Source organism: Streptomyces seoulensis (assembly GCF_004328625.1).
In the GTDB taxonomy this organism is placed as follows: domain Bacteria; phylum Actinomycetota; class Actinomycetes; order Streptomycetales; family Streptomycetaceae; genus Streptomyces; species Streptomyces seoulensis.
The window spans coordinates 6,155,013-6,180,607 of the sequence record NZ_CP032229.1 but is presented as its reverse complement, the minus strand read 5'-3'; the positions used below and the strand labels follow the sequence as shown (position 1 = coordinate 6,180,607).

24 protein-coding genes are annotated in these 25,595 nt (G+C 73.4%); 16 read left to right on the top strand and 8 right to left on the bottom strand.

Annotated features, from left to right (window positions below):
• Positions 1-42: 42 nt before the first annotated feature.
• The 7 genes from D0Z67_RS28350 to D0Z67_RS28325 all read left to right on the top strand — a co-directional run bounded on the left by D0Z67_RS28350 (position 43) and on the right by D0Z67_RS28325 (position 6,219).
• Positions 43-1,608 (top strand): cytochrome ubiquinol oxidase subunit I, encoded by a 1,566-nt coding sequence (locus D0Z67_RS28350; RefSeq protein ID WP_031179459.1) that lies wholly within the window; start codon positions 43-45, stop codon positions 1,606-1,608.
• A gap of 23 nt (positions 1,609-1,631) precedes the next feature.
• Positions 1,632-2,681, top strand: coding sequence for a cytochrome d ubiquinol oxidase subunit II (gene cydB, locus D0Z67_RS28345; RefSeq protein ID WP_051887464.1), 1,050 nt, complete (start codon positions 1,632-1,634; stop codon positions 2,679-2,681).
• A 146-nt stretch (positions 2,682-2,827) separates the two neighbouring features.
• Complete coding sequence (gene moaA / locus D0Z67_RS28340; protein ID WP_031179457.1) at positions 2,828-3,859, top strand: GTP 3',8-cyclase MoaA; 1,032 nt, start codon at positions 2,828-2,830, stop codon at positions 3,857-3,859.
• 59 nt (positions 3,860-3,918) lie between these two features.
• Entirely contained in the window at positions 3,919-4,200 is a 282-nt protein-coding gene (locus tag D0Z67_RS30335) for a DUF6457 domain-containing protein (RefSeq protein ID WP_338058809.1), read from the top strand.
• The gene (locus D0Z67_RS28335) at positions 4,161-5,402 is read left to right on the top strand and encodes a molybdopterin molybdotransferase MoeA (RefSeq protein ID WP_382850627.1); all 1,242 of its coding nucleotides are present in this window, start codon (positions 4,161-4,163) and stop codon (positions 5,400-5,402) included. Before D0Z67_RS30335 ends, D0Z67_RS28335 begins: the two co-directional genes overlap by 40 nt.
• A gap of 45 nt (positions 5,403-5,447) precedes the next feature.
• A complete protein-coding gene (locus tag D0Z67_RS28330; RefSeq protein WP_031179454.1) occupies positions 5,448-5,723 on the top strand; it encodes a MoaD/ThiS family protein in 276 nt (91 codons plus the stop codon).
• Between the two features lie 52 nt (positions 5,724-5,775).
• Positions 5,776-6,219 carry a molybdenum cofactor biosynthesis protein MoaE gene (locus D0Z67_RS28325; RefSeq protein ID WP_031179453.1) on the top strand — a complete coding sequence of 148 codons (444 nt, stop codon included), beginning with the start codon at positions 5,776-5,778 and terminating at the stop codon, positions 6,217-6,219.
• Here D0Z67_RS28325 and D0Z67_RS28320 read toward each other — a convergent pair whose 3' ends face one another.
• Positions 6,220-6,861: a DUF1345 domain-containing protein gene (locus tag D0Z67_RS28320; RefSeq protein ID WP_031179452.1), complete on the bottom strand. Its 642-nt coding sequence runs from the start codon at positions 6,859-6,861 to the stop codon at positions 6,220-6,222.
• Between the two features lie 112 nt (positions 6,862-6,973).
• On the opposite strand from D0Z67_RS28320, the gene D0Z67_RS28315 reads away from it, so the two are divergent.
• From D0Z67_RS28315 to D0Z67_RS28305, 3 genes are all read left to right on the top strand, one after another.
• Positions 6,974-8,725: an FUSC family protein gene (locus D0Z67_RS28315; RefSeq protein WP_031179451.1), complete on the top strand. Its 1,752-nt coding sequence runs from the start codon at positions 6,974-6,976 to the stop codon at positions 8,723-8,725.
• 100 nt (positions 8,726-8,825) lie between these two features.
• Positions 8,826-11,336, top strand: a complete 2,511-nt coding sequence (locus tag D0Z67_RS28310; RefSeq protein WP_031179450.1) for an ATP-dependent Clp protease ATP-binding subunit — start codon at positions 8,826-8,828, stop codon at positions 11,334-11,336.
• Positions 11,337-11,412: 76 nt separating this feature from the next.
• Positions 11,413-11,772 (top strand): thioesterase family protein, encoded by a 360-nt coding sequence (locus tag D0Z67_RS28305; protein WP_031179449.1) that lies wholly within the window; start codon positions 11,413-11,415, stop codon positions 11,770-11,772.
• Here the strand turns inward: D0Z67_RS28305 and D0Z67_RS28300 are convergent, their stop codons facing one another.
• Together D0Z67_RS28300 and D0Z67_RS28295 are read right to left on the bottom strand one after the other, a co-directional pair.
• Positions 11,773-12,159: an NUDIX hydrolase gene (locus D0Z67_RS28300; protein ID WP_031179448.1), complete on the bottom strand. Its 387-nt coding sequence runs from the start codon at positions 12,157-12,159 to the stop codon at positions 11,773-11,775.
• 94 nt (positions 12,160-12,253) lie between these two features.
• Positions 12,254-12,841, bottom strand: a complete 588-nt coding sequence (locus tag D0Z67_RS28295; RefSeq protein WP_031179447.1) for a DsbA family protein — start codon at positions 12,839-12,841, stop codon at positions 12,254-12,256.
• Positions 12,842-13,001: 160 nt separating this feature from the next.
• Here D0Z67_RS28295 and D0Z67_RS28290 point away from each other — a divergent pair, with 160 nt between their 5' ends.
• A complete protein-coding gene (locus D0Z67_RS28290; RefSeq protein WP_037774325.1) occupies positions 13,002-15,020 on the top strand; it encodes a SpoIIE family protein phosphatase in 2,019 nt (672 codons plus the stop codon).
• A gap of 128 nt (positions 15,021-15,148) precedes the next feature.
• Entirely contained in the window at positions 15,149-17,062 is a 1,914-nt protein-coding gene (locus tag D0Z67_RS28285) for a glycoside hydrolase family 5 protein (protein WP_031179445.1), read from the top strand.
• 1 nt (position 17,063) lies between these two features.
• On the opposite strand, the gene D0Z67_RS28280 is transcribed toward D0Z67_RS28285, so the two are convergent.
• From D0Z67_RS28280 to D0Z67_RS28265, 4 genes are all read right to left on the bottom strand, one after another.
• On the bottom strand, positions 17,064-17,858 hold the full coding sequence (locus D0Z67_RS28280) for a hypothetical protein (protein ID WP_031179444.1): 795 nt from the start codon (positions 17,856-17,858) through the stop codon (positions 17,064-17,066).
• On the bottom strand, positions 17,855-19,120 hold the full coding sequence (locus D0Z67_RS28275) for a glycosyltransferase family 4 protein (protein ID WP_031179443.1): 1,266 nt from the start codon (positions 19,118-19,120) through the stop codon (positions 17,855-17,857). The genes D0Z67_RS28280 and D0Z67_RS28275 overlap by 4 nt, the downstream gene beginning before the upstream one ends.
• Positions 19,121-19,188: 68 nt before the next feature.
• Complete coding sequence (locus tag D0Z67_RS28270; RefSeq protein WP_031179442.1) at positions 19,189-20,073, bottom strand: diacylglycerol kinase family protein; 885 nt, start codon at positions 20,071-20,073, stop codon at positions 19,189-19,191.
• Between the two features lie 20 nt (positions 20,074-20,093).
• Entirely contained in the window at positions 20,094-21,686 is a 1,593-nt protein-coding gene (locus D0Z67_RS28265; RefSeq protein WP_031179441.1) for an FAD-binding oxidoreductase, read from the bottom strand.
• 80 nt (positions 21,687-21,766) lie between these two features.
• Here D0Z67_RS28265 and D0Z67_RS28260 point away from each other — a divergent pair, with 80 nt between their 5' ends.
• From D0Z67_RS28260 to D0Z67_RS28250, 3 genes are read left to right on the top strand one after another with little or no spacing between them, the layout of a single operon-like run.
• On the top strand, positions 21,767-22,366 hold the full coding sequence (locus D0Z67_RS28260; protein WP_031179440.1) for a TetR/AcrR family transcriptional regulator: 600 nt from the start codon (positions 21,767-21,769) through the stop codon (positions 22,364-22,366).
• Entirely contained in the window at positions 22,363-23,943 is a 1,581-nt protein-coding gene (locus D0Z67_RS28255) for a glycerol-3-phosphate dehydrogenase/oxidase (protein WP_031179439.1), read from the top strand. The genes D0Z67_RS28260 and D0Z67_RS28255 overlap by 4 nt, the downstream gene beginning before the upstream one ends.
• A gap of 41 nt (positions 23,944-23,984) precedes the next feature.
• Positions 23,985-24,605 (top strand): hypothetical protein, encoded by a 621-nt coding sequence (locus D0Z67_RS28250; protein WP_031179438.1) that lies wholly within the window; start codon positions 23,985-23,987, stop codon positions 24,603-24,605.
• 5 nt (positions 24,606-24,610) lie between these two features.
• On the opposite strand, the gene D0Z67_RS28245 is transcribed toward D0Z67_RS28250, so the two are convergent.
• The gene (locus tag D0Z67_RS28245; protein WP_031179437.1) at positions 24,611-25,045 is read right to left on the bottom strand and encodes a MarR family winged helix-turn-helix transcriptional regulator; all 435 of its coding nucleotides are present in this window, start codon (positions 25,043-25,045) and stop codon (positions 24,611-24,613) included.
• A gap of 124 nt (positions 25,046-25,169) precedes the next feature.
• On the opposite strand from D0Z67_RS28245, the gene D0Z67_RS28240 reads away from it, so the two are divergent.
• A complete protein-coding gene (locus D0Z67_RS28240) occupies positions 25,170-25,586 on the top strand; it encodes a DUF1398 family protein (RefSeq protein ID WP_031179436.1) in 417 nt (138 codons plus the stop codon).
• The last annotated feature ends 9 nt before the right edge of the window (positions 25,587-25,595 follow it).

The window sequence follows — 25,595 nt, the reverse complement described above, 5'->3', positions numbered from 1 at the left end:
GCGAACGCCAAATCGATAATTCACATTCAGGAGATGCCTGCCGTGTATCTGGCACTGGCCCCGGACACCATCGCGCGATGGCAGTTCGGGATGACCACCGTCTACCACTACCTGTTCGTGCCCCTCACCATCAGTCTGGTGGCGATCACGGCGGGCCTGGAGACGGCGTACGTCCGCACGGGCAGGACGAAGTACTTCCACGCCACCAAGTTCTGGGGCAAGCTCTTCCTGATCAACATCGCGCTGGGTGTCGTCACCGGGCTGGTGCAGGAGTTCCAGTTCGGGATGAACTGGTCCGCCTACTCCCGCTTCGTGGGCGATGTCTTCGGCGCGCCGCTCGCCATGGAGGCCCTGCTGGCCTTCTTCTTCGAGTCCACCTTCATCGGACTGTGGATCTTCGGCTGGGACAAGCTGCCCAAGAAGATCCACTGCGCGTGCATCTGGATGGTCTCGATCGGCACGATCCTGTCGACGTACTTCATCCTCGCCGCCAACTCCTTCATGCAGAACCCGGTCGGCTTCAGCCTGGACAAGGCGGCCGGCAAGGCGCATCTGACCGACATCGGCGCGGTGCTCTTCCAGAAGCTCAACCTGGTGGTGGTCGCCCACACCCTGACGGCCGCGTTCCTGACCGGCGCCGCCTTCGTCATGGGGATCTCGGCCATGCACCTGTGGCGTGCCGCCCGGCTCCAGCGCCGGGGCAGGCCCACCGACCTCAAGCAGGTCGCGGCCATGCGGACCTCGCTCCGGCTCGGCCTGGTGCTGGCCGTCGTCTTCGGCCTCGGCACCGCGATCAGCGGTGACAAGCTCGGCGAGGTGATGTTCGAGCAGCAGCCGATGAAGATGGCCGCAGCCGAGGCACTGTGGGACAAGGAGGCACCGGCCCCCTTCTCCGCCTTCTCGGTCCCGGACGTCGCCCACCAGCGCAACAGCGTCGACGTACAGGTCCCCGGCCTGCTCTCCTTCCTGGCGCACAAGGACTTCCACTCGGCGGTCCCCGGCATCAACGACACGGCGAAGGCCGAGGCGGCCGCGTACGGCGGTTCGCCGGCCGAGTACATCCCGAACGTCCCCATGACGTACTGGGGTTTCCGGGCGATGATCCTGTTCGGCATGACCTCCTTCACCCTCGGCGCGGCCGGACTCTGGCTGACGCGAAGGAAGTTCTGGGTCGCCCCCGAGCACCGCACCGGCTCCTTCGACGTGCCCCGGCTGATGCTCACCAGGAACCGCGAACTGGGCGCCGTGGGCGCCGGTCTGGCCTGGCGGGCGGGCATCCTCACGATGGCCTTCCCGGTGATCGCCAACTCCTTCGGCTGGATCTTCACCGCGATGGGCCGTCAGCCCTGGGCCGTCACCGGCCTGTTGCGCACCGTGGACGCGGTCTCCCCGAACGTCTCGCTGACCGAGCAGCTCATCACGCTCATCGGCTTCAGCCTGCTGTACATCGCGCTCGCCGTGGTCGAGCTCAAGCTGCTGGTGAAGTACGCGGGCGCCGGACCGGTCACCACCGAACGGCCACCGCTCAGGGACATCAAGCTCGGTGGCGCCTCCACGCTCGAGGGCTCCCCGAGGGACGCCGACAAGCCGCTCGCCTTCGCCTACTGATCCGTAAGAGAGAGTCCGGAACCGTGCATCTCCATGACCTCTGGTTCTTCGTCATAGCCCTGCTGTGGGTCGGCTACTTCTTCCTGGAGGGCTTCGACTTCGGGGTGGGCATCCTGACCCGGGTGCTCGCCCGCGGGGAGACCGAGCGCCGTGTCCTGCTCAACACCATCGGCCCCGTCTGGGACGGCAACGAGGTCTGGCTGGTCACCGCGGCCGGCGCGACCTTCGCCGCCTTCCCCGACTGGTACGCCACCCTGTTCAGCGGCTTCTATCTGCCGATGTTCGTCATCCTGCTCTGCCTGATCCTGCGCGGTGTGGCCTTCGAGTACCGGCACAAGCGCGACGGCGAGCGCTGGAAGCGCAACTGGGAGGCGATCGTCTTCGTCACCTCGCTGGTGCTGGCCTTCCTGTGGGGCGTGCTGTTCGCCGCGATGGTCCACGGCCTGCCGATCGGCGCCGACCACGAGTACCACGGCGGCCCCGCCGAACTGGTCCAGCCGTACGCGCTGCTGGGCGGCGTCACCACGACCGTGCTGTTCACCTTCCACGGCGCGGTGTTCGCCTCGCTGAAGACGATGGGCAGCATCCGGCACCGGGCGCGGCATCTGGCCCAGAAGGCCGGTGTGCTGACCGTCCTGCTGCTGCTGGCCTTCCTGACCTGGACCCAGGTCGACACCGGCAATGTGCGCAGCCTGGTCGCGGAGGCCGTCGCCGTGCTCGCGGTGCTGGTGTCGCTGGGCTTCAACTTCGGTGCCCGCGAGGGGCGGGCGTTCGTCGCCTCCGGGCTGAGCGTGGTGGCGTCCACCGCGATGCTCTTCCTGGCCCTGTTCCCGCAGGTGATGCCGTCCAGCCTCAACGCGGCGTGGAGCCTGACCGCGGCCAACGCGGCCGCCGGCTCGTACACGCTGGGGATCATCACCTGGGTCGCCGGGTTCGCCACTCCGCTGGTGCTGCTCTACCAGGGCTGGACCTACTGGGTGTTCCGCAAGCGGATCGGCGTCCAGCACATCCCCGTCACCGCCCACGCGCCGAGCGCGCCGGCCGGGGTGCGGCGGCCCCCGGCGTGGCGATGACCGGGGGCCGGGGCACCGACCGTGATGATCATCTGAGCGGTCCGGTGTGCGCCGCACGTCCACCCGGAGCACGCCACCGCCGCCCGGTGCGGGCGGACCGCACACCGTACGACCGCCGACCGGCAGCACAGGAAGAAGGCAGGCCCGTGTCCCGACCGCTCACCGACCAGCACGGCGACACCGCCGCCCCGAAGCCGCTGGTGGACCGCTTCGGCCGCGTCCACACCGACCTCCGCCTCTCCCTGACCGACCGCTGCAACCTGCGCTGCACCTACTGCATGCCGGCCGAGGGCCTGGCCTGGCTGCCCAAGGACGAGCTGCTCGGCGACGACGAGATCGTCCGATTGGTCGGCATCGCCACCGGGCGGCTCGGCATCACCGAGGTCCGGCTGACCGGTGGGGAGCCCCTGGTGCGCCGGGGTCTGCCCGGTCTGGTCGCCCGGCTGTCCGGGCTTCCGAAGACGCCCGAGCTGTCCATCACCACCAACGGCATCGGGCTCGCCCGTACCGCCGGGGCGCTGCGGGAGGCCGGGCTCGGCCGGGTCAACGTCAGCCTGGACACCCTGCGCCCGGAGCGGTTCGCCGCCATCACCCGGCGCGACCGGCTGACCGACGTGCTGGAGGGGCTGCGCGCGGCCCGCGCCGCCGGTCTCGACCCGGTCAAGGTCAACGCGGTGCCGGTGCGCGGGGTGAACGACGACGAGATCGCGGACCTGACCGCGTTCGCCGTGGAGAACGGCTACCGGATGCGGTTCATCGAGTCGATGCCGCTGGACGCCCAGGGCGCCTGGGAGCGGGAGAAGATGGTCACCGCCGCCGAGATCCTGGACCGGATCGGCGAGCGCTTCACCCTCACCCCCGTCCCCCGCGAGGACAACGCCCCGGCCGAGGAGTGGCGGATCGACGGCACGGACGCGTACGTGGGCGTGATCGCCAGCGTCACCCGGCCGTTCTGCGGCAACTGCGACCGGGTACGGCTCACCGCCGACGGGCAGTTGCGCAACTGCCTGTTCGCCACCAAGGAGTCCGACCTGCGCGCCCTGCTCCGCGCGGGCGCCGACGACGACGCGCTGGAGGTCGCCTGGCGCTCCTGCATCGCCGTCAAGGGCCCCGGCCACGCCATCAACAGCGAGGACTTCCGCCGCCCCGACCGGCCCATGTCGGCCATCGGCGGCTGAGACCCGTACCGACACCCCGTACCGACACGCTGTACGGACACCCCGTACGGACACGACGAGTGAGGACCGACGAAGTGAACCGGATGCACGAATGGATCGCGGCGGCCAAGGCCGAGCTGGGCATCGACCTCGATGTCGACATCGCCGGGCTGCTGGACATGACCAAGGTGGTCGCGCACGAGGTGGCCCGCCCGGCCGCCCCGCTCACCTCCTTCCTGGTCGGCTACGCGGCCGCGCTCCAGGGCGGCGGCACCGGCGCGGTGTCGGAGGCGAACCGGAAGGTGACCGAGCTGGCCGAGCGGTGGGCCGCCGAGCACGAGAACGGCACGGCGGCGCTGTGACCGGCGGCCCGGCGCAGCACCCGTCCTGGGAGCGCGCCCGCTCCCTGGCACGCGCCGCCGCCGGGGCCGCGCTCCCCGGTGTGCCGCGCACCCTGGAGGACGCGCTCGGCCATGCCCTGGCCGAGCCGCTGACGGCGCTGACCGACCTGCCGCCGTTCGCCACCTCCGCCATGGACGGCTGGGCCGTGTCCGGACCCGGCCCCTGGCAGACGGGGGCGCGGGGTGTGCTCGCGGGCGAGCAGCCGGAACCGCTCGCGGCCGGTACCGCCGTGCCGATCGCCACCGGCGCGCCGCTGCCGCCGGGGGCGAGCGCCGTACTGCGCCGCGAGCACGGCGAGGTGGAGCGGTCCACGAGCCTGCTCCACCTCGCCGCCCCCGGCCCCCTCCCCGAGGGCCACGACGTGCGTCCGCGCGGGCAGGAGTGCGCGAGCGGTGAGCCGCTGCTCCCGGCCGGGACCAGCGTCACCCCGTCCGTGCTGGGCCTGGCGGCGGCGAGCGGCTACGACCGGCTGGTGGTGCACCGCCGGCCCAGCGTGGAGCTGTTCGTCCTGGGCGACGAGCTGCTGGACACCGGGGTGCCGCGCGGCGGCCGGGTCCGCGACGCGCTCGGTCCGCTGCTGCCGTCCTGGCTGCGCGGACTCGGCGCCGAGGTGATCGGCCGGCACCGGGTGGCGGACCGGCTGACGGAGCTGCGGGAGGCGGTGGCCCACTCACCCGCCGACGTCGTGATCACCACCGGCAGCACGGCTGCCGGGCCGGTGGACTTCCTGCACGAGACGCTGCGGCTGCTGGACGCGGAGCTGATCGTCGACTCCGTGTCGGTACGGCCGGGCCACCCGATGCTGCTGGCCCGGCTGCCCGCCACGGCGGACGGCCGCGTCCGCCTCCTGGTCGGCCTGCCCGGCAACCCGCTGGCCGCCGTGGCCGGTACGGCCACCCTGGCCGCGCCGCTGCTGCGCGCGCTCGGCGGGCACGCCGAACCCGGCCCGCGCGGCGCGGTGACCGCCGAGGCGCTGCCCGGCCATCCGCGCGACACCCGGCTGCTGCCGGTGCGCACGGCGGGCACCGGCGTGGCGCCGCTGCCGTACGACGGCCCCGCGATGCTGCGCGGGCTGGCCCTGGCCGACGCGCTGGCCGTGGTCCCGCCCGGCGGGGTCGCGGCCGGGGACGCGGTGGAGCTGCTGCCGCTGCCCACCGGCTGACCCACCCCCCGACCACCTCACAGACCCCCCGAGAAGGCGAAGGACATGGAGACGAAGACGGCGACCACCGGCACCATCCGCTACTGGGCCGCGGCCAAGAGCGCGGCCGGCACGGCGGAGGAGTCCTACCGGGCGGGGACCCTCGCCCAGGCACTGGAGCAGGCGCGCTCCCGCCACGCGGACGAGCCGCGCTTCGCGCGGGTCCTCGGGGTCTGCTCCTTCCTGGTGGACGGCGACCCGGTCGGCGTCCGCGACCACGCCTCGGTCGCGCTGCGGGACGGCGCCGTGGTCGAGGTGCTCCCGCCCTTCGCCGGTGGCTGAGCAGCCCCGTACCTCACCCACCTCCCCCTTCACCCGGAAACCGGATCACCTCATGCCGCTCCCCACCCTGCTCCCCTCCCCCATCCGCCTGCTCGGCCTGCGCGACACCCCGCTCTCCCTCGACGAGGTGTACGGCGCGGTCGGTGACGACGCGGCGGGCGGTACCGCGCTGTTCGTCGGCACGGTCCGTGACCACGACGGCGGCAGGTCCGTGTCGTCCCTGGAGTACAGCGCGCACCCCTCCGCCGAGGCCGAGCTGCGCCGGGTGGCGGAGGAGGTCGCGGCCGAGTTCCCGGTGCGCGCGCTGGCCGCCGTGCACCGTACGGGTCTGCTGGCGATCGGGGACGTCGCGGTGATCACGGCGGTCTCCTGTCCGCACCGCGCGGAGGCGTTCGCCGCGTGCCGCAAGCTCATCGACACCCTCAAGCACGAGGTGCCGGTCTGGAAGCGGCAGATCTTCGCCGACGGTGCCACGGAGTGGGTCGGCGCCTGCTGATCAGCCGGTGACGACGCCCGCGACCAGGTTGATGGTGGTGGCCAGCACGCTGATGCCGAACAGGTACGACAGCAGACAGTGCCGCAGCGCCACGGCCCGGATCAGCGGGTGGGAGACGCTGGTGTCGGAGACCTGGTAGGTCATGCCGAGGTTGTAGCTGAAGTAGAAGAAGTCCGGATAGGCGGGCTTCAGCTCGGAGTTGAAGTCGATGCCGCCCTCGGCCGGACCGTAGTACAGGTAGGCGTAGCGGGCCGTGTACATCAGGTGCAGCGCGGCCCAGGCCATGAGGACGCCGAGCAGCGCGATGGCGGCGGCGGCCCCGGTGTCGGCGCCGGAGCGGTGCGCGACCAGCATCAGCACGATGCCGCCGAGCCCGCACAGTGAGACGGCGACGACCACGAGTTCGTCCACGGCGGGCCGGAAGTCCTCGCGGCGGGCGTCGGCGCGGGTGGTCTCGGCGTCCATGGGCCACAGCACGATCCAGCCGGTGACCACGAAGACGGTGCCGACGGCGGCGATGCCGGACAGGATGGCCAGCGGCGCCGGATTACCGGTCAGGCCGACAGCAAGGCCGACGATCGCTCCGACGGCAAGACAGCCGCCGAGCCTGGGAACCGCGGACAACGGCAGCCACATGCTCATACGGCCCCACCCTAGGCCCTGTCACCACATTCCCGCCTGCGGTACGACGCCATGCACACGGCCTGCACAAGTCGATCAGGACTGGGCCGGGAGCAGGTGGTATACACCGAACATGCCCCCTTCACGCCGTTCCTCCCCCGCCGGTGGCGGCGGGCGCCGGTGGGACGCCTCCGGTGTCGGGCACGTGCTGTTCCCGCGCGGGGTACTGGCCCTCCAGCGGGTGGACGGCGCGCTGCTGTTCGCGGTGCGCGCGGCCCTGGCGATGGCGCTGGCGGGCCTGCCGGTGGTGCTGGCCGGCCGTCCCGACCTCGCGGTGTACGGGATGCTCGGGGCGTTCACCACGACGTTCGGCCGGAATCTGCCCTACCGCCGCCGGGCGTGGGCGCTGGCGTGGGTCGCGCTGGCCATGACGGCCTGTGTGGGCGTCGGTTCGGCGCTGGCGTCGGTGGCGCGTCCCTGGTCGAGTGTGGCCGGGGCGGCGGTGGTGGTCGCGGCGACGGCGCTGGTGGCGGGCGTGAGCAAGTACGTGTGCGACGCGACCGGGCTCGGCGGGCTGGGCGCGATCCTGCTGCTGTTCTCCTTCGCCGTGGCCGCCAACGCCACGACCACGCCGGGCCAGGTACTCCCCCGCACGGGCATGGCCGCGCTGGGCTCGCTGCTGGCGTGGGCACTGGCGCTGCTGGGCCGCCTGATCCATCCCGACCGGCCGCAGCGGCTGTCGGTGGCCGCCGCGCTGCGCCGGCTCGCCGAGCTGCTGGACTCCGCCCGAGGCGGTGTGGGCCGCTCCCGGCACCAGGCGACGGCCGCGGTGCTCCAGGCGTACGACTGTCTCGGGCTGGCGCCGCCGACCACCTCCAAGCGGCCCGGCGAGGACAACACCTGTGTCCGGCTGACCGACCTGTCCTGGTCGCTGCTGATCGACTCCACCCGTGGCACCCCCGAGGACCCTCCGGAGCTGGCCCGGCTGCTGCGGACCCAGGCGGGCATGCTGGCCGACCGGCACCAGCGGTATCCGCAGGTGCTGGCCGATCTGGCCGCGTACTCCTCGCTGCCCCCGGAGCCGGGGCGCCGCTTCTCGCCGCGCGCGCCGGTGCCGGACGACCCGGGGGCGCGGCGGGCCTGGGTGCTGGTGCGCGGGCGGCCCGGCGGGCGCAAGCCGGTGTCGGTACTGCTGGTGCCGGCGCTGCGGATGGTGCTGGGCACACTGGTGGCGGGCGGCGCCGCGCTGGCGCTGGGACTGGGGCACGGCTACTGGGCGGCGATCTCGGCGGCGGCCGTGCTGCACTCGGTGAACGTCCGCACCACGGTCCAGCGAGCGGTGCAGCGCACCCTGGGCACGGCGCTCGGGCTGATGATCGCGCTCGGGGTGCTGGCCGGGCATCCGGCGCCGGTGCTGCTGGCGCTGGTGATCGTGGCGCTGGAGTTCCTGATGGAGTACATGGTCGTACGCAACTATGGCCTGGGCGTGGTCTTCCTGACCCCGCTGGCGCTGCTGCTGAGCGATCTGGCCGACCCGGAGTCGCCGGAGGAGCTGATCGTGGACCGGGGACTCGGGTCGCTGCTCGGCATCGTCATCGGGCTCGTGTGCGCGCTGCTGGTGGTGCACGACCGGGCGGCGGTACGGGTGGAGCGGGCGCTCGCGCAGTGCACCGAGGCGACCGAGCGGGCCGAGCGGGCGCTCGTCCTGCGGTCCCGGCCGCCGCATCCGGTGGTCCCGGTCCATCTCGCCGTCAGCGTGGTCGAGTTGCGCGAGGCGGACGACGCGGCGGCGGGCGAACTGCTGTCGGCGGGCATCGACCCGGCGGCCCTCGCGGCGGCGGAACAGCGCGCGTACCTGCTGCTGGCGCGGCTTCTCCATCACTGATTGGGGCGGCAGTTGGATGTGCCGTTGCCCACGACTTCCGTAACTCCTCTGTGATTAGGTGGGGTTCCCGCGAGGGAAGACAGAGGAGGCTGATGCTCATATGTCAGTGCCACCTATGGGTGCGTTCGGATCCTTTGGTTCGTCGGACCCGTTTTCCGATCTACTGAATCGTTTCTTCGGTATGTCCACGGCGTCTTCGCCGCCGGCGGTGCAGCGCGTTCCGGTCGGCCGGCTGCTGACAGACTCCGCGCGTGAACTCATCGCGCGCGCCTCGCGGCGCGCCGCCGAGGACGGCAGCGAGGACCTCGACACCGAGCATCTGCTGTGGGCGGCCACCCAGGTCGAGCCGTCCCGCACCCTGCTCGCCCGCGCCGGTACCGACCCGGACGACCTGGCCAAGGAGCTGGAGGCGGCGCTGCCCTCGGGCAGCGGCACCCCCTCGGCCGAGCCGGGCCTGACCCCGGCCGCCAAGCGCGTGCTGATCGGCGCGCACGCCCGCTCGCAGGCCACCGGTGCCTCGTACATCGGGCCGGAGCACATCCTCCAGGCGCTGCTGGACCCGGGCAACGACCAGGCCGCCTCGGTGGCCCGCAATCTGGGCGTCGACACCGACAAGGTGGCCCGCGACGCCGGTTCCGCCGCGAAGGCCGAGGCCCGGCAGGAGCCGAGCAGCACGCCCACGCTGGACGAGTACGGGCGCGATCTGACCGCCGACGCCCGCGCCGGGAAGCTCGACCCGGTGGTGGGGCGCGGCGAGGAGATCGAGCAGACCATCGAGATCCTGTCCCGCCGGTCGAAGAACAACCCGGTGCTGATAGGCGAGCCCGGCGTGGGCAAGACGGCCATCGTGGAGGGGCTCGCCCAGCGGGTCGTCTCCGGTGACGTGCCGCGCACGCTGGAGGGCCGCCGGGTGGTCGAGCTGGACCTGGCCGGTCTGGTGGCCGGGGCGAAGTACCGGGGCGAGTTCGAGGAGCGGCTGAAGAAGGTCATCGACGAGGTGACGTCCGCTTCGCAGGACGTGATCCTCTTCATCGACGAGCTGCACACGGTCGTCGGCGCCGGTTCCGGCGGCGAGGGCTCGATGGACGCCGGGAACATCCTCAAGCCCGCGCTCGCCCGCGGTGAGCTGCATGTCGTCGGCGCCACCACGCTGGACGAGTACCGCAAGTACGTGGAGAAGGACTCCGCGCTGGAGCGCCGGTTCCAGCCGGTTAAGGTGCCCGAGCCCACCGTCGAGGAGACCGTCCAGATCCTGGAGGGCCTGCGCGACGCCTACGAGGCGCACCATCAGGTCCGGTTCAGCGACGCGGCGCTGGTCGCGGCGGCCGAGCTGTCCGACCGGTACATCGCGGACCGGTTTCTGCCCGACAAGGCGATCGACCTGCTGGACCAGGCCGGTGCGCGGGTGCGGCTGCGCTCGCGGGGCAAGTCCAAGGAGGTGCAGGACCGCGAGGACTCCCTCGCCCGGCTGAACCGGGAGAAGGACGAGGCGGTCGCCACCGAGGAGTTCGACCGCGCCAAGGAGCTCAAGCACCGGATCGCCGGGATCGAGACGGAACTCGCGCAGATCGAGGAGCGCCGCGAGGGCGTGGTCGCGGTCACCGAGAACGACATCGCGGAGATCGTGTCCCGGCGTACGGGCATCCCGGTGGCGCAACTGACCGAGAGCGAGAAGGAGCGGCTGCTCAAGCTGGAGGACGCGCTGCACGACCGCGTGGTCGGCCAGGAGGAGGCGGTCCTCGCCATCGCGCAGGCGGTGCGCCGCAACCGGGCGGGGATGGGCGACCCGGACCGCCCGGTGGGGTCCTTCCTCTTCCTCGGTCCGACCGGTGTCGGCAAGACGGAACTGGCGAAGGCGCTCGCGGAGCTGCTGTTCGGCGACGAGGACCGGCTGATCCGGTTCGACATGAGCGAGTTCCAGGAGAAGCACACGGTCTCCCGCCTGGTCGGCTCCCCGCCGGGTTACGTCGGCTACGACGAGGCGGGCCAGCTCACCGAGAAGGTGCGCCGCCAGCCGTACAGCGTCGTGCTGTTCGACGAGGTGGAGAAGGCGCACCCGGATGTCTTCCACACGCTGCTCCAGGTGCTGGACGACGGCCGGCTGACCGACTCGCAGGGCCGCACCGTGGACTTCCGCAACACGGTGATCATCCTGACCAGCAACATCGGCTCGCAGCTGATCCTCGCCCACCAGGGCAAGGTCGACGAGATCCGGAGTGAGCTGGAAGCGGTGCTCCAGGGGCACTTCCCGCCGGAGTTCCTGAACCGGATCGACGAGACGATCGTCTTCCACGCGCTCAGCGAGCAGAACCTCGGGCACATCATCGACCTGCTGCTGGACCGCAGCGCCCGGCGGGTGCGGGCGCAGGGGATCGGTCTTGAGGTCACCGAGGCGGCGAAGAAGCTGCTGGTGGCGCACGGTTACAAGCCGGAGTTCGGCGCGCGTCCGCTGCGCCGCACGATCCAGACCGAGCTGGACAACCGGATCGCGGAACTGGTGCTGTCCGGCGGCGCCGAGAAGGGCGACACGATCGTCGCCGACGTGAAGGACGACTCGCTGCACCTGAGCGTCCGTCACGGGGAGCCGGACGAGGTCGAGTCCACCGAGTGACACGTACAACTGACGGGGCGGTACGGGGATCTCTCCGTACCGCCCCTGTCGTGTGTGCGGGCGCTGGCGTGGACGGATGGGTGAGACGGGTGAGTACGAGGTGACCGACGCGGACACAGCGGTGGCGCTGGGCAGCGGGGACGTGCCGGTGCTGGGCACGCCGCGGCTGATCGCGTGGCTGGAGGCGGCGACCGTGCGGGCCGCGCAGCCGTTCACCGGGCCGGGCCGCACCACGGTGGGCACGGCCGTGCGGTTACGGCATCTGCGGGCCACGCCGGTCGGCGGGCGCGTGACGGTGTCCGCCGAACCTGCGCCGGACGCGTCGGGCGGTCGGCTCACCTTCGCGGTGCGGGCCGTCGACGGTTCGGGCGCGCCGGTCGCGGAGGGCGAGATCGACCGCGCCGTGGTCGACCGGGAGGCGTTCCTGGCCGGCTGATCAGACCGGGCTGTGGCCCTGGAGGTAGTCGTGCACGGCCGGCGGCAGCGCGTCCCGCTCGGCCTCCTCGAAGGCGACCCAGCGGATCTGTCCGTCCGGCAGCGAGGCCCCGCCGGAGGGCGAGTCGGTGAGCAGCTGGCACACCACCGCCGGGACAGCGTCCGGGGACTCGCCGTCGGCCGGGCCGAGCGGCTCGGTGCCGTCGACGAGGTAGCCGGTGAGTTCGTAGACGGCCCGCTCGGCGGTCGCGCCCCATGTCTCGGCCGGTTCGGCGGTGCCGGAGGGCAGCGTCCAGGGGGCGCCGTCCCCCTGGGTCACCAGCAGCAGCTTTCCGTCGTACACCGCGACCGCCAGTACCCGGCCGCCGGCCTCCCGCTCGGTAGTCATCGCCCCGTCCCCTCCCCGTACGCACGCCGACCGCCCGGCCCGACGGCCGGACGGTCGTTCCCTACCCAGCGGCCGGGCGGTGCACCCGGCGGAGTCAGGACGTCCTGATCGCGGCGAGGAACTTCTGCGGGTCGGTGTCCACTTCGCCCTCGACCGTGGTGACCGGGATGTTCTCCTGGTCGAACCAGACGGCCGGGGTGCCGGGCAGGCCGAAGGTCTCGAAGGTGGAGATGGACTCCCCCGCCCAGGTCAGATAGGTGTCGTCGGAGATCTTGCGGTCGAAGCCGTCCGAGCGCAGGCCGTCCACGTCACCGGCGACCGACAGCAGCACCGAGCCTTGGGAGAACTTGTCCTCGGCGGGTGGGAAGGGCTGGTGGTCGAAGAGGGCGCCGAGGTAGGCGATGAACTGCTTCTGTCCCTCGTCGCTCGCGGCGGCGAGCGCGCCGAGCGCCTTCTGGTCGCCGTTGCCGCCCACGGTGTCGTCCATCGTCCCGGCGAAGTGGAACTTCACCGCGTACTTTCCGTCGTCGGCGCCCTTCTGGATGGTGTCCAGGAGCGCCTTCGCCATCCGGGCGGAGGCACGGTCGCGCATCTCCAGGAAGACCTGGAGCACATGCGGCGCGGACAGGTCGCCGTAGTACAGCGTGGTGCCTTCGTCGCCGGTCGTGTTCGCGGGAGTCATGTGTCGAGCTTGGCACAGATGACCGTGGCGCACGAACGGTGCGGACGGCCGGTGGGCGGAGTCCGGTCGGCACGACACGACGGGGCTCGCGGCGCAGTCTGGAGGGGTGGACTCATCGCACAACCGGGCCCCGGACCGAGGCCGTGACCTGGACAGGGCCGTGCTCGACGCACTGTTCGCCGACTCGCCGCACCCGCTGTACGTGCTCGACGGCACGCTGCGGCTGGTGGGCTTCAACGACGCGGCCGGCGACTTCGGCCCCCTGCCGCTGGGCGGCGCGCTGGGGCAGCCGCTGAAGCACTGGGCGGCCGGTCTGCACCAGGAGCCGGTGGAGACGATGCTGCGCGGGGTGCTGGCCACCGGGGAGCCCCGGCGGGACGTGGAGGTGGCGGGCGGGGCCTCGCCGGGCACGCCGGACCGGGTGCTGGCGCTGTCCGCGTTCCGGCTGCGGGACGCGGACGGCGGACTGCCCGGGGTGGCGCTCAGCGTGGTGGACGCCACCGAGAGGCACCGGGCGCAGGTGCGGCTGGGCGTGCTGCGGGAGGCGAGCGCCCGGATCGGCACCAGCCTGGACACGGTGCGCACCGCGCAGGAACTCGCCGACATCGGGGTGCCGGACCTGGCCGACACCATCGTGGTGGACGTACTGGACGCGGTACTGCGGGGCGACGTTCCGGCGGTGGAGTCGCTGGGCCGGGATCTGCTGCTGCGCTGTGCCGGGTTCCGGTCGGTGCGGGCGGCGAACGGGCACCGGGCGGTGGAGGTCGGCTGTGTGATGGAGCCCGGTCTCACCTCGCAGTACAAGGAGGTGCTGACCGAGGGGCGCCCGGTGCTGATCACCGAGCACGACAGGGCGCCGGCCGGGAACTGCGGGCAGGAGGTCGCGCAGGCGAACGGCGCGCACTCCAAGATGGCGGTGCCGCTGGCCGCGCGGGGCGGGGTGCTGGGCCTGGCGCGGTTCTACCGGGGCCGGGGCACCGCGCCGTTCACCGAGGACGACCTGCGCCTGGCCACCGAGCTGACCCGGCACACCGCGCTGTGCCTGGACAACGCCCGGCTGTACACGCGGGAGCGTTCGGTGGCCCGTATCCTCCAGCTCAGTCTGCGGCCCGCGCACGTTCCGGGGCACAGCGCGGTGGCCACCGCGCACAGCTATCTGCCGAGCAGCACCAGCGGGGACTGGTTCGACATCATCCCGCTGTCCGGGGCGCGGGTGGCGCTGGTGGTCGGGGAGCCGCCGACGCGGGGCATCCGGGCCGCCGTCACGATGGGCGGTCTGCGGGCCGCGATCGGCGCGCTGGCCTCGCTGGACCTGCCGCCCGAGGAGCTGCTGGAGCGGCTGCACGATCTGGTGGGCCGGCTGGACGCGGAGGAGTCGCGGCACCCGGACGAGTCCCTGGACAGTCTGCGCGCGGGCACCTCGTGTCTGTACGCGGTCTACGACCCGGTGGCGCGCCGGTGCACGGTGGCCAGCGCGGGCCATCCGCCGCCGGCCGTGGCCCGGCCCGACGAACCGGTGACCTTCGCGCAGGTGCCGGTCGGCCCGGCGCTGGGCCGGGGCGCGCCCCGCTACCGCGCCGGGCACTTCGACGCGCCCGAGGGCACGCTGATGGTGCTGTGCAACCCGGTGCTGCTGCGCGACGCGAGCCCCGACTCGGCGGATCAACTGACCCGGCTCGAAAGCGCGTTGCAGCCTCGGGACTGCCCCCTGCCGCAGATCTGCGACGCCCTGCTGCACGATCTGGCGCCGCACCATCCGGCCGACGACGGGGTCCTGCTGGTCGCCCGTACGCTCACCCTGGGCGCCGACAAGGTGGCCTCCTGGTCGCTGCCGAACGAGCCGCAGGCGGTCTCGCTGGCCCGCGAGCGCACCGACGAGCGGCTGGGGCACTGGCATCTGGCGGACCTGGCGTTCACCGCGACCCTGGTGGTCAGCGAGCTGGTCACCAACGCGGTCCGCTACTCCGACGGGCCGGTCCGGCTGCGGCTGGTCCGTGACCGGGCCCTGATCATCGAGGTCACCGACGACAGCAGCACCGCCCCGCAGCTGCGGCAGGCCGATGACGACGACGAGCACGGACGCGGGCTGACGATCACCTCCCAGCTCACCGAGCGCTGGGGCACCCGGCGGGAGCACCGGGGCAAGACGATCTGGGCCGAACTCGCTGTCCACGTATGAGAGTTGGGGTGTGAACGGGTGTGACGCGATCGGCTGCCCGGTGCCTTCCGTGACGGCTGTGCCGTGGTGGACACTGCGCTCCACGCATTCCGCGCTCCCACCCCCCATCACAGCCGAGGGCCGCCTCCATGCCGACCGCTCCCCGTTCCCTGCGCCTGGCCGCCACCGCCGCCGGGCTGCTGCTCGCCTCCAGCATGACCATCACGGCCCATGCCGCACCGGTGCCCACACCGGCCCCGGCCGCGCAGGCCGCCACCCGGGCCGCCGCCGACTGGTCGGCCCCGCTGTCGACGCAGGGCCGGTACATCGTGGACAGCCGGGGCAACCGCTTCCGGCTGAAGGCCGCCAACTGGGACGGAGCACAGGGTTCCTACAACGGCAGCGGCGACGTGGACGACCCGGCCAGCCACCACGCGGGCCAGAACGCGCACGACATCCCGCTCGGCCTGGACCGGGTGCCGATCGCCCGGCTGCTCTCCGACTTCCGGGAGCTGGGCGTCAACACCATCCGGCTGCCCTTCTCCAACGAGCTGGTGCACCGCACGACACCCGTCCCGGACGCGGCGGTCACCGCCAACCCGCAGCTGCGCGGCAAGACCCCGCTCCAGGTGTACGACGCGGTCGTGGACGCGCTCAGCCAGGCCGGGTTCGCCGTGATCCTGAACAACCACACCAACACCTCCCGCTGGTGCTGCGGCATCGACGGCAACGAGCGCTGGAACAGCAGCCAGTCGACCGGGCAGTGGGCGGACGACTGGGTGTTCATGGCCCGCCGCTACGCCTCCGTGCCCGGCGTGGTCGGCGCCGACCTGTACAACGAGGTCCGCCGGGACATCCTGGACGATCCCAACTGGGGCCTGGGCGACGCCCACGACTGGTACGCGGCGGCCCAGACGGCCGGCGACCGCATCCTCACCGAGGCCAACCCCCGGCTGCTCATCGTGATCGAGGGCATCAACTGGACCGGCATCCCGGTCGACGGACTCCCGCACGGGCGCCCCCAGTTGACCCCGGCCCGCACCCTCTCGCACACCCTGGTGGACTCCCACAAGCTGGTCTACTCGGCCCACTTCTACGGCTACACCGGCCCCCGGCACAGCGGCGCCACTGGTATCGGCGAGACGCACGACGCCCGCTACCAGGACCTGTCCCGCGACGAGTTGAACGCGGCGCTCACCGACGAGGCGTTCTACGTGGAGGAGTCGGGCCGCCACTACACCGCGCCGGTGTGGATCAGCGAGTTCGGCGCCGGTGCCGGGGAGACCAACCCGGCGACCCGCGCCTGGTTCGGCAACGTCACGGACTACTTCACCGACCACGACGCCGACTTCGCGTACTGGCCGCTGGTCGGCTTCGACGGGCACGACGACTGGGCGCTGCTCCGCTACGACGAGGGCGGCCGCCGCTCCGGGCTCCTCGACTCCGGCGACTGGCGGGCCCCGGTCTGGCGGCACCTGATGGACACTCCGGGGAAGACGGGGTCCGTGCCGGCGGCCGCCGTCTGGAAGATGCTCGACACCGACCACGGGGACGCGGTGGAGTCGCTGCGGGTGCGCGGAACCGGCGACTGGGACTCGGGCGCGTACAAGGCGGCCTGCCCGGACGGGCTGCGGCTGGCCGGGCTGAGCCACACGGGCGGGCGCGGGCTGTGCACGGACGCGGGGGCGCCCGGTCTGCGCGCGGCGGACGGCGCGCAGAGCGTCGTCAAGGACGAGCGCTTCGTCTCCGGCGGCGACTGGGCCTCCGGCTACACCAAGCTGCAGTGCCCGTCCGGTGCGTTCCTGATCGGCTACGGCCTGCGCGGCGAGCGGGTGTCGTCGGCGCTGTGCGCACCGGGGCGCTCCGCGCTGGCGGGCGGCGGGCGGACCGTGTGGTTCGACCGCTCCGACAACCGCCCCGCCGACGGCGCGGGCGGCGAGTTCGCCGAGGGTGCGTACAAGGGACAGTGCGCGGTGAACGAGTACGCGGCCGGGATCGCCTTCACCACCCGGCTCGGCGCCCGGCAGGGTCCGGCGGCTCTGCTGTGCCGGACCCTGCCGTAGCTCAGCCGGGGTCGGTGACCTCGAAGGAGAGGTCGTTGTCGACCGTGTAGTAGGGGCGGACGAGTTGACCGCCCCCGGGCGCGGCCGCGTACACGAAGGAGTGCTTGCGGTCCGCGACGTCGTCCAGGACGCGGCCCACCCGGACGGGGGCCGCGTCGGGGGCGGGCAGGACGTGGACGTCCCAGTAGCGGACGTCCACGCCGGTGAGGTCCGCGTGGTCGACGCTGAACCGGAAACCCCGGCCGTCCGCGTCGGCGTTCGGGCTCAGGACGCGCTCCTCGCGGCTGCGCCGCCCGCGCAGCCGTACGACGGCGTCCTCGCCCAGCGCGGTGCCGTGCAGTCGGGCGGTGACGGTGGTGGCCGTGTCGCCGACCTCGACCGGCCCGGCCTCCGCGTGCGCGGGGCGCAGCCAGGCGCGTACGGCGAGGAAGCCGTCCATCGCCCGGTACGGGACGCGGACCGCCACCGGGGACGGCCGGTCGACGCGGGCGCCGTCGACGAGGACCCGCAGGTCCAGCGGGCCGGAGGTCAACTGCTGTGGCTCGGCGTCCGGTTCGCGCTCCAGGAAGGCGTCCCAGCGGCCCTCCTGCAGCGGGGGCCGCGCCTCCAGCACGGCGAGGGACCGCCCATCGCCGGAGGCTTCCAGCGGGAGCCTGCGTACGGCGGGGTCGGGGACGCCCTTGCGGGGCCTGGCCTTCAGGAGCAGGTGCGCGGAGTCCGGGGCGGGGAGCGGGAGGGCGAAGGTGAGGCGGCCGTCGGCGTCCGCCACGCAGGTCGCGCGGATCACGGCGTTCATCGGCGCCACCCCCGCACGGTGCGCACCGCACGGGCGGCGGCGGTGTGGGCGAGGTCGTGGGCGCTCTGCCCGGCGGCCGTCAGCCTGCGGCGCCCGGCACCGGGTTCGCCGGGCGGCCGTCGTCCCGCCCGCTTGGCGGCGAGCGCGTCGGCGAGCAGGTGCTCGGCGCGGGCCACCACGACCTCGGGGGCGTAGCGGCGGGCGTTCTCCAGGGCGGACTTGCCCATGGTGCGGCGCCGTTCGTCGTCGCGGACGAGTTCCAGCAGGGCGGCGCCGAAGGCGTCCGGGTCGCCGACCGGCACGAGGCGTCCGTCGACGCCGTCCTGGATGATCTCGCGAGGCCCGTGGGCGCAGTCGGTGCTGACGACGGGCAGCCCGCAGCGCATCGCCTCGACGATGGTCATGCCGAAGGGTTCGAAGGTGGAGGAGGCGGTGGCGATGGACGCCTTGACCCACTCGGACTCCATGGGCACGGCGGCGCCCATCAGGTAGGCGTGGTCGCTGAGGCCCAGTCGCTGGATGAGGGCGCGCAGCCGGTCGCGTTCCTCGCCTCTGCCGTAGACGCGCAGCCGCCAGTCGGGGTGGGCGGCGGCGACGTGCGCGAAGGCGCGGATCAGGGTGTCGTAGTCCTTCATCGGGACGAGCCTGCCGGCGGCGACGATCAGCCGGGAGTCGCCGTCGGCGGGCGGGAGTTCGGGGTCGGGGACGCTGTTGGGCAACGCCTCGATCCGGACCCCGGGCAGCCAGGTGCCGTGCCGGTAGGCGCGGGCGTCGGCGTCGGTGACGGTGGTGATCAGGTCGAGGCCGCGGTAGGCGCGGCGCAGTACGGTGCGCAGCCGGCGGGAGTGGTGGTCCCAGGTGAGGTGTTCCTGGCCGACGCGCAGGATCCGGCCGGGTGCCTGGCGGGCGAGGTGCACGTTGAGGCCGGGGCGGGTGCCAATGACGACCTCGGCGTCGGTGCCGGTGAGGTGGGCGGCGATCCGCTCGTCGGTCAGCCTGCTGTACTCGTGGTGGCGTCCCTCGGCGGCCGGGAAGACCCGTGCGGGTTCGCGGTGCGCCGGGTGGTCCTGCTCCTCGCGCAGGTCCACCAGGGGGCGCAGCCGGACACGGGGGTCCAGGGTGAGCGGGGGGCGTTCGCGGCTGCGGAGTACGGACACGATCTCCACGTCGTGCCGTTCGGCGAGCGCTCCGGCCAGGTTGAAGGTGGTGGTGATCGTCCCTCCGATCGCATACGCGTTGTGGAGCAGGAAAGAGATCTTCATGCCGGTCCAGACCTTGTCGACACGGGCGCGGTTGCCAGACGTTACCGCTTCGTGCCGTCGGGGCCGGATCAGGGGGCGAGCACGGCCAGGTCCCGGGGGCGGACCCGGACGGTGACGGGGAGGACGGCCTCCACCTCGCCGTCGGCTCCGTACGGTACGGGCCGGTCGGCCTCGACGCGCAGTTCCCGGCCGCGCAGGACGCGTACCTCGGGGCGGCGGAGGTGGGCGCCGGTCTTCAGCTCGTTCATCAGGGTGAAGAACAGGCGGCGCGGGGCCTCGCGTATCAGCACGATGTCGAGGAGGCCGTCGTCGAGTTCGGCGGCGGGGGCGATGGCGCGGCCGAAGCCGTAGTAGGGGGAGTTGGCGGCGACGACGGTGTAGCCGCGGTGGTGCTGTTCCTCGCCGTCGAGGGTGATCCGGTAGTCGGCGGTGCGCCAGCCGGCCACGGCGCGCAGGCCGCCCGCGTAGTAGGAGGCGGCGCCGCGCAGCAGCCGGGACTGGTTGGCGTACCGGTTGGCGAGGGCGTCGACCCCGGCGTAGACGCTGCCGAGGACGACGGTGCGGGGGTGGACGGCGGACTCGACCTCGATGGTGTCGACGCGCCGGGGCTCGGCGTGCAGCAGGATCTCGGCGAGGGCGGCGGGGTCGGCGGGCAGGCCGAGGGCGCGGGCGAAGTCGTTGCCGCGTCCGGCGGGTACGAGCCCGAGCACGGCGCCGGTACCGCTGAGCGCTCCCCCGATGCCGCCGGCCATGCCGTCGCCGCCGACGGCGAGGACGACGCGGCCGTTCTCCCCGGCGCGCAGGGCGGTCTCACGGGCGTGGGCGAGGCTGTGGCTGTACTCGGTCTCCAGGCCGGCGCCGGCCTCGCGGAGGTGCCGGGCCACCTGGAGCAGCGTGGCGGCCCCGGTGGAGGCGCCCGCGGTCGGGTTGACCACGGCGGTGAACTCTCGCATCGGTGTGCCTCCGGGCGCGGTCAGTCGGTGGGGAGCAGGACGCCGGGGCTGAGCAGCCCGGCGGGGTCGAGGCGGTCCTTGACGGCGCGCAGCGCGCCGACGGCGAGGGGTCCGGCCTCGCGGACGTACCAGTCGCGGTGGTCGGTGCCGACGCCGTGGTGGTGGGAGATGGTGCCGCCCGCCGCGAGCACGGCCTCGTTGGCCGCGTGCTTGGCGGGGGTCCAGTGGGCGACGGGGTCCGCGCCCTGGGCGCTGACGACGGTGAAGTAGAGCGAGGCGCCGTTCTCGTACACGTGGGAGATGTGGCACATGACCAGGGGCGGGGTGCCGGCGCCGGTCAGGGTGTCGGTGAGGGCGGTGCGTACGGCGGTGTACAGCTCGGGTATCCGGGACCAGAACGCGGCGGTCTCCAGGGTCTCGGCGAAGGCGCCGGCGTCGAGGAGGGCGTCGCGCAGGTAGGGCGCCGCGTAGCGGCCCTCGGCCCAGCGTTCGCCGGGTTCGGCGCCGACGAGGGTGCCGCCGCACTCCCGCAGCACGGCGGCCGCCTCCTCGCGGCGCCGGGCGGTGTCGGCCACGGTGCCCTCGTAGCCGGTGACGGCGAGGCAGCCGGTGCCGCCGTCGGCGAGGGCGGCGCCGATGGCGTCGGGCTGGGCGAGGCCGACCAGGGTCTCGGTCTCGTCGGAGAGCCGGAGCACGGTGGGCCGGGGTCCGTCCTGGGCGAGCCTGCGCAGCGCGGTGGCGCCCTCGGCGAAGGAGGCGAACCGCCAGCCCTCGTAGAGGCGTTGCTCGGGCTGCGGCCGTACCCGGACGGTGACGGAGGTGATGACGCCGAACGCGCCCTCGGAGCCCAGGATCAGCTGGCGCAGGTCGGGTCCGGCGGCGGAGCGCGGGGCCCGGCCGGTCTCGATGGTGCCCTCGGGGGTGGCGAGGGTGAGGCCGAGGACCATCTCGTCGAACCGGCCGTACCCGGCGGACGCCTGGCCGCTGGAGCGGGCGGCGGCGAAGCCCCCGACCGTGGCCCACTCGAAGGACTGCGGGAAGTGGCCGAGGGTGAACCCCCGTGCGGCGAGCAGGGCTTCGGCCTGTGGGCCGCGCAGGCCGGGCTGGAGGACCGCGGTGCGGGAGACGGGGTCGAGGTCGAGCAGGGCGTCCATCCGGCGCAGGTCGAGCGCGATGAACTCCCGCCGCTCGGGGGCGAGTCCGCCGACGACGCTGGTGCCGCCGCCGAACGGCACGACCGCCACCCTGTGCGCGGCGCAGGCCCGCAGCACGGCGAGCACCTCCTCGTGGGAGGCGGGCAGGACGACGGCCTGCGGTACGTCGGTGAGATCGCCCGCGCGGATGCGCAGCAGGTCGGGCGTGGACTTGCCCCGGGTGTGCCGGACGCGGCTCCCGGTGTCGGTGCGGACGTGGTCCGCGCCGCCCACCGCGTCGGCGAGGTCCTTGAGGGCGGCCGGGGTGAGCGTGGGCTCGGGCAGCTCAAGGCCGTTCAGCGCGACGGGAGTCGAGGGGCTCGGGCGGACGCCGAGCAGGTCGTGCAGGAGCCCGGCCACCGCTTCGGGCAGGGGGGCCGCCTTCGCCGGGTCGCCCCAGCCGTTCCACAGCATGTCCATCGAACGGTCGTCCTCACCCAGTCGGTTCGGTGTGTGCGGCGCCATCTCACCCCGGCCGCCGGGGCGTTACACTGTTACACATGACGTCCATCCGTCACAACCGTTCGGACGCCGACACCGTGCTCGACGCGGTGCGCGACTGCGTCCTGGCCGTAGGTGTCCGCCGCACCACGCTCGCCGACGTGGCCCGCCGCGCCGGGGTCTCCCGGATGACCCTGTACCGGCGCTGGCCCGATCTGGGCACGCTGGTCGGCGACTTGATGACTCGCGAGTGGCTCGCCGTGGCCACCCGCGCGATGCCCGACGCGTCCGAGGGCCCGCACACCCGCGCCCGGATCGTGACCGGACTGGTCGCGGGCGTCACCGAGTTCCGGGACCACCCCCTGTTCCACAAGATCCTGGACGTCGACCCCGAGCTGCTGCTCCCCTACGTCCTCGACCGGCGCGGCGCCACCCAGGAGGCTCTGCTCACACTCCTGACCGACGCCCTGCGCGAGGGCCACGCGGACGGCTCGGTGCGCGTGACGCACCCCGAACGCCAGGCCCGCGCCGTGCTGTTGCTGGTGCAGTCCTTCGCGCTGTCGCTGCGCACCATGACCGACGAGGACGACGCCGAGCTGGACGCGACCGCCTTCCTGGGCGAGCTGCGCACCCTTCTGGAGAGGACCCTCACCCCATGAGCAACCGCGACCGCGCCGACCGTACGGCGGCACCGGGTTCGTCGCTCGACGCCGCCCGCCGCACCCGCGAGCTGGCCACGGCGGCCGGGGGCGGCACGGCCGACCTGCTGGTGGTGGGCCTCGGCGCGACGGGGGCGGGCGTCGCCCTGGACGCGGCGGCGCGCGGTCTGGACGTGGTCGCGATCGACGCCCACGACCTGGCCTTCGGCACCTCCCGCTGGAGTTCCAAGCTGATCCACGGGGGACTGCGCTATCTGGCGGCCGGGCAGTTCGACGTGGCGCACGAGAGCGCGGTCGAGCGGGGGGTGCTGATGACCCGTACGGCACCGCATCTGGTGGCCGCGCAGCCCTTCGTGCTGCCGCTGACCCCGCTGGTCTCCCGGGCGCAGGCGTCGCTGGCGTGGGCGGGGTTCCGGGCCGGGGACATGCTGCGGATGGCCGCCAGTACTCCGCGCCAGGTGCTGCCGGTGCCGCGCCGGCTGTCGGCGGCGGAGGCGCGGCATCTGGCGCCCTCGGTGCGCGCGGCCGGGCTGCGCGGCGGCCTGCTGTCCTGGGACGGCAAGGTGACCGACGACGCCCGCCTGGTCACCGCCCTGGCCCGCACCGCCGCCGCGCACGGCGCGCGCGTCCTCACCCGCGTCCGCGCCCTGTCGCTCGGCCCCACCGGAGCCCGCTTCCGGGACGAACTCACCGGCGAGGAAGGGGAGATCAGGGCGCGTGCCGTCGTCAACGCGACCGGCGTGTGGGCCGGCGGCCTGGTCGACGGTCTCCGCGTACGGCCCTCGCGCGGCACCCATCTCGTGCTGCGCTCCGAGCGGCTCGGCGCGCTCCCGGCGGGCCTGCACATACCGGTGCCCGGCGAGACCAACCGCTTCGTGCTGGTGCTCCCGCAGGGCGACGGCCGCACCTATGTGGGCCTCACCGACGAGCCGGTCGAGGGCGCGGTGCCCGACGTGCCCGAGGTACCGGAGACGGACATCGGCTTCCTGCTGGACGTACTGGGCTCCGTGCTGGACACGCCGGTGCGCCGGGACGAGGTGGACGGCGCGTTCGCCGGGCTGCGTCCGCTGCTGGACACCTCGGTGCCGGGTTCCCCGGACGCGGCCCGCACCTCGGACATCTCGCGCCGGCACGCGGTGCTGACCTCGGCGGACGGGGTGGTCACCGTGGTCGGCGGCAAGCTCACGACGTACCGGCGGATGGCGCAGGACGCGGTGGACGCGTGCGGTCTCACCTCGGCCCCGTCCCCCACCGCCGCGCTCCCGCTGGTCGGCGCGGCCGCCCCGGAGCGGCTGCGCGACCTGCCCGCCCCCGCCCGCCTGGTCCGCCGCTACGGCACCGAGGCCCCGGCCGTCCTGGCCCTGGCCGAGCGGGACCCCGCGCTCGCCGAGCCGGTACTCCCCGGCCATCCGGTCACCCGCGCGGAACTCCTCTGGGCCGCCCGCCACGAGGGCGCCCTCGACCCGTCCGACCTCCTGGACCGCCGCACCCGCATCGGCCTGGTCCTGGAGGACCGGGCCGAGGCGCTGCCGGTCGCCGCCGAGATCCTGTCGAGGGCCACCCCATCGGGCGTCTGATCCGTTTCACCGCTGACCGCCAGGGGCATCCGTTGCCCGTGATGCCCCCCGCGCGCGACTCCGTGGACCTCCGCTTCGACGGCTGGATCACCGGTATCGGCACGGCCTCCGGAACCCGCCTGGTCCTGGGCCACTGGCCCGACACCCCCTTCGGCCCCTTCAGCGACGTCATGCTGGAGCGGGCCGACGGCCATCGCACCCTGCTGGCGCCGACCCGTGAGGTGGCCGACTTCATCGCGGGGACGTACGCCTTCGACGAGGTGCGGGTCGTCCCCGTGGGGGTGCGGATCGCCGGGAACCGCTGGACGGTGACATCCGCCGCGCTGCTCGACCTCTGCTTCACCGTCGGCCGCCGGGGCGCCCTGGGCACCTTGCTCCGGCTGGCGTCCCCGGTCACCTCCCGGCCCGCCTTCGCCGCCCTGACCGACCCGGTGGCCCGCCTGCTGATGGGCCTCCGCACCCGGGGCTCCGCCGGGAACGGCCGCTACGAGTGGTACGGCGCCCGCGACCTGCACCGGCTCACGGCGGCGACGGCCACCTACGAGGGCCGCGACCTGGGCCCCCTCGCCCCGGTGGACCCACCAGTCCGCTTCGGCTTCGGCTCGACTCCGCGCACGCCGTGCCAGGTCAGGGTGACGACGACGGTGCGCACCCCGAGCTGACCCGGTCAGCCGTCCTCGTGCCGGTCGAGCGCGGCGAGCAGCCGGCGCAGGGCGGTCCGGGTCGCCCTGATCTCGTCCTCGGGGATGTCCCCGAAGAGGTCCCGGTGGGTCGCCTCGGCCCGTTCGGTGAGGCGGCCGAGGGCGACCCCACCGCTCTCGGTGAGCCCGAGCAGGGGCGAGCCCCGGTGGTCCGGGTTCGCGGTGAAGGCGGCGAGGCCGAGCTGGACGAGGTCGTTGGCGACGCGCTGCACGTTCTGCCTGCTCACCCCGAGCCGCCGGGCCACCTGGGGCACGGTCAGCCCGTCCTCGGACACCGCGCTCATCACCTGCCAGCGCGCCTGGGTGAGCCCCTCGGTGCCGGCGGTCCGCTCCCCCAGCCGCCGCAGGGCCCCCGCCGCCTCGTACACATCGGCGACCAGTAGGGCTGCCTCGTCCCGCATCCACGCCTCCCGCATGACAACGCGCTGCCAGTACGGCAGCTTGCCATGACTCTGATTGACAACATGTTTTCATAATGACAACGTATTGACATCAGCCGCACAGTCCACGGCAGGAGGCTTCCCCATGTCCACCCCCGCGATCCCCACCCTTGAGGCCGCCATGACCCGTGCCGCCGAGGTCCGTCCCAAGGTGGGCGGCTTCCCCTACCTCGCCGAGGCGCTCCGCCAGGCGGGAGTGACCCGCTGCGCGATGACCGTGCCGTCGAACGCGACGCTGTACCTCACCGAGGCCGGTCCCGTGGCCGTCCAGGGCGAGCCCCTGTTCACCGGCATGTCCGACATACCGCCCTTCGACCGTGCGGCCCTGATCGCCGCGCTCCGCGCCGACCAGGCGGGCGAGACCGCCTTCCCGGAGTTCGTCCGGGGCTGCTGGCAGGCGGGCGTGGTCCGGTACGACGTGGACCTGACCGCCCGCACCTGCACGTACTTCGGCGCGGGCGAGGAGAGTTACGTCGAGACGTACCCGGAGGTCACCCTCTGAGGGGCCGGT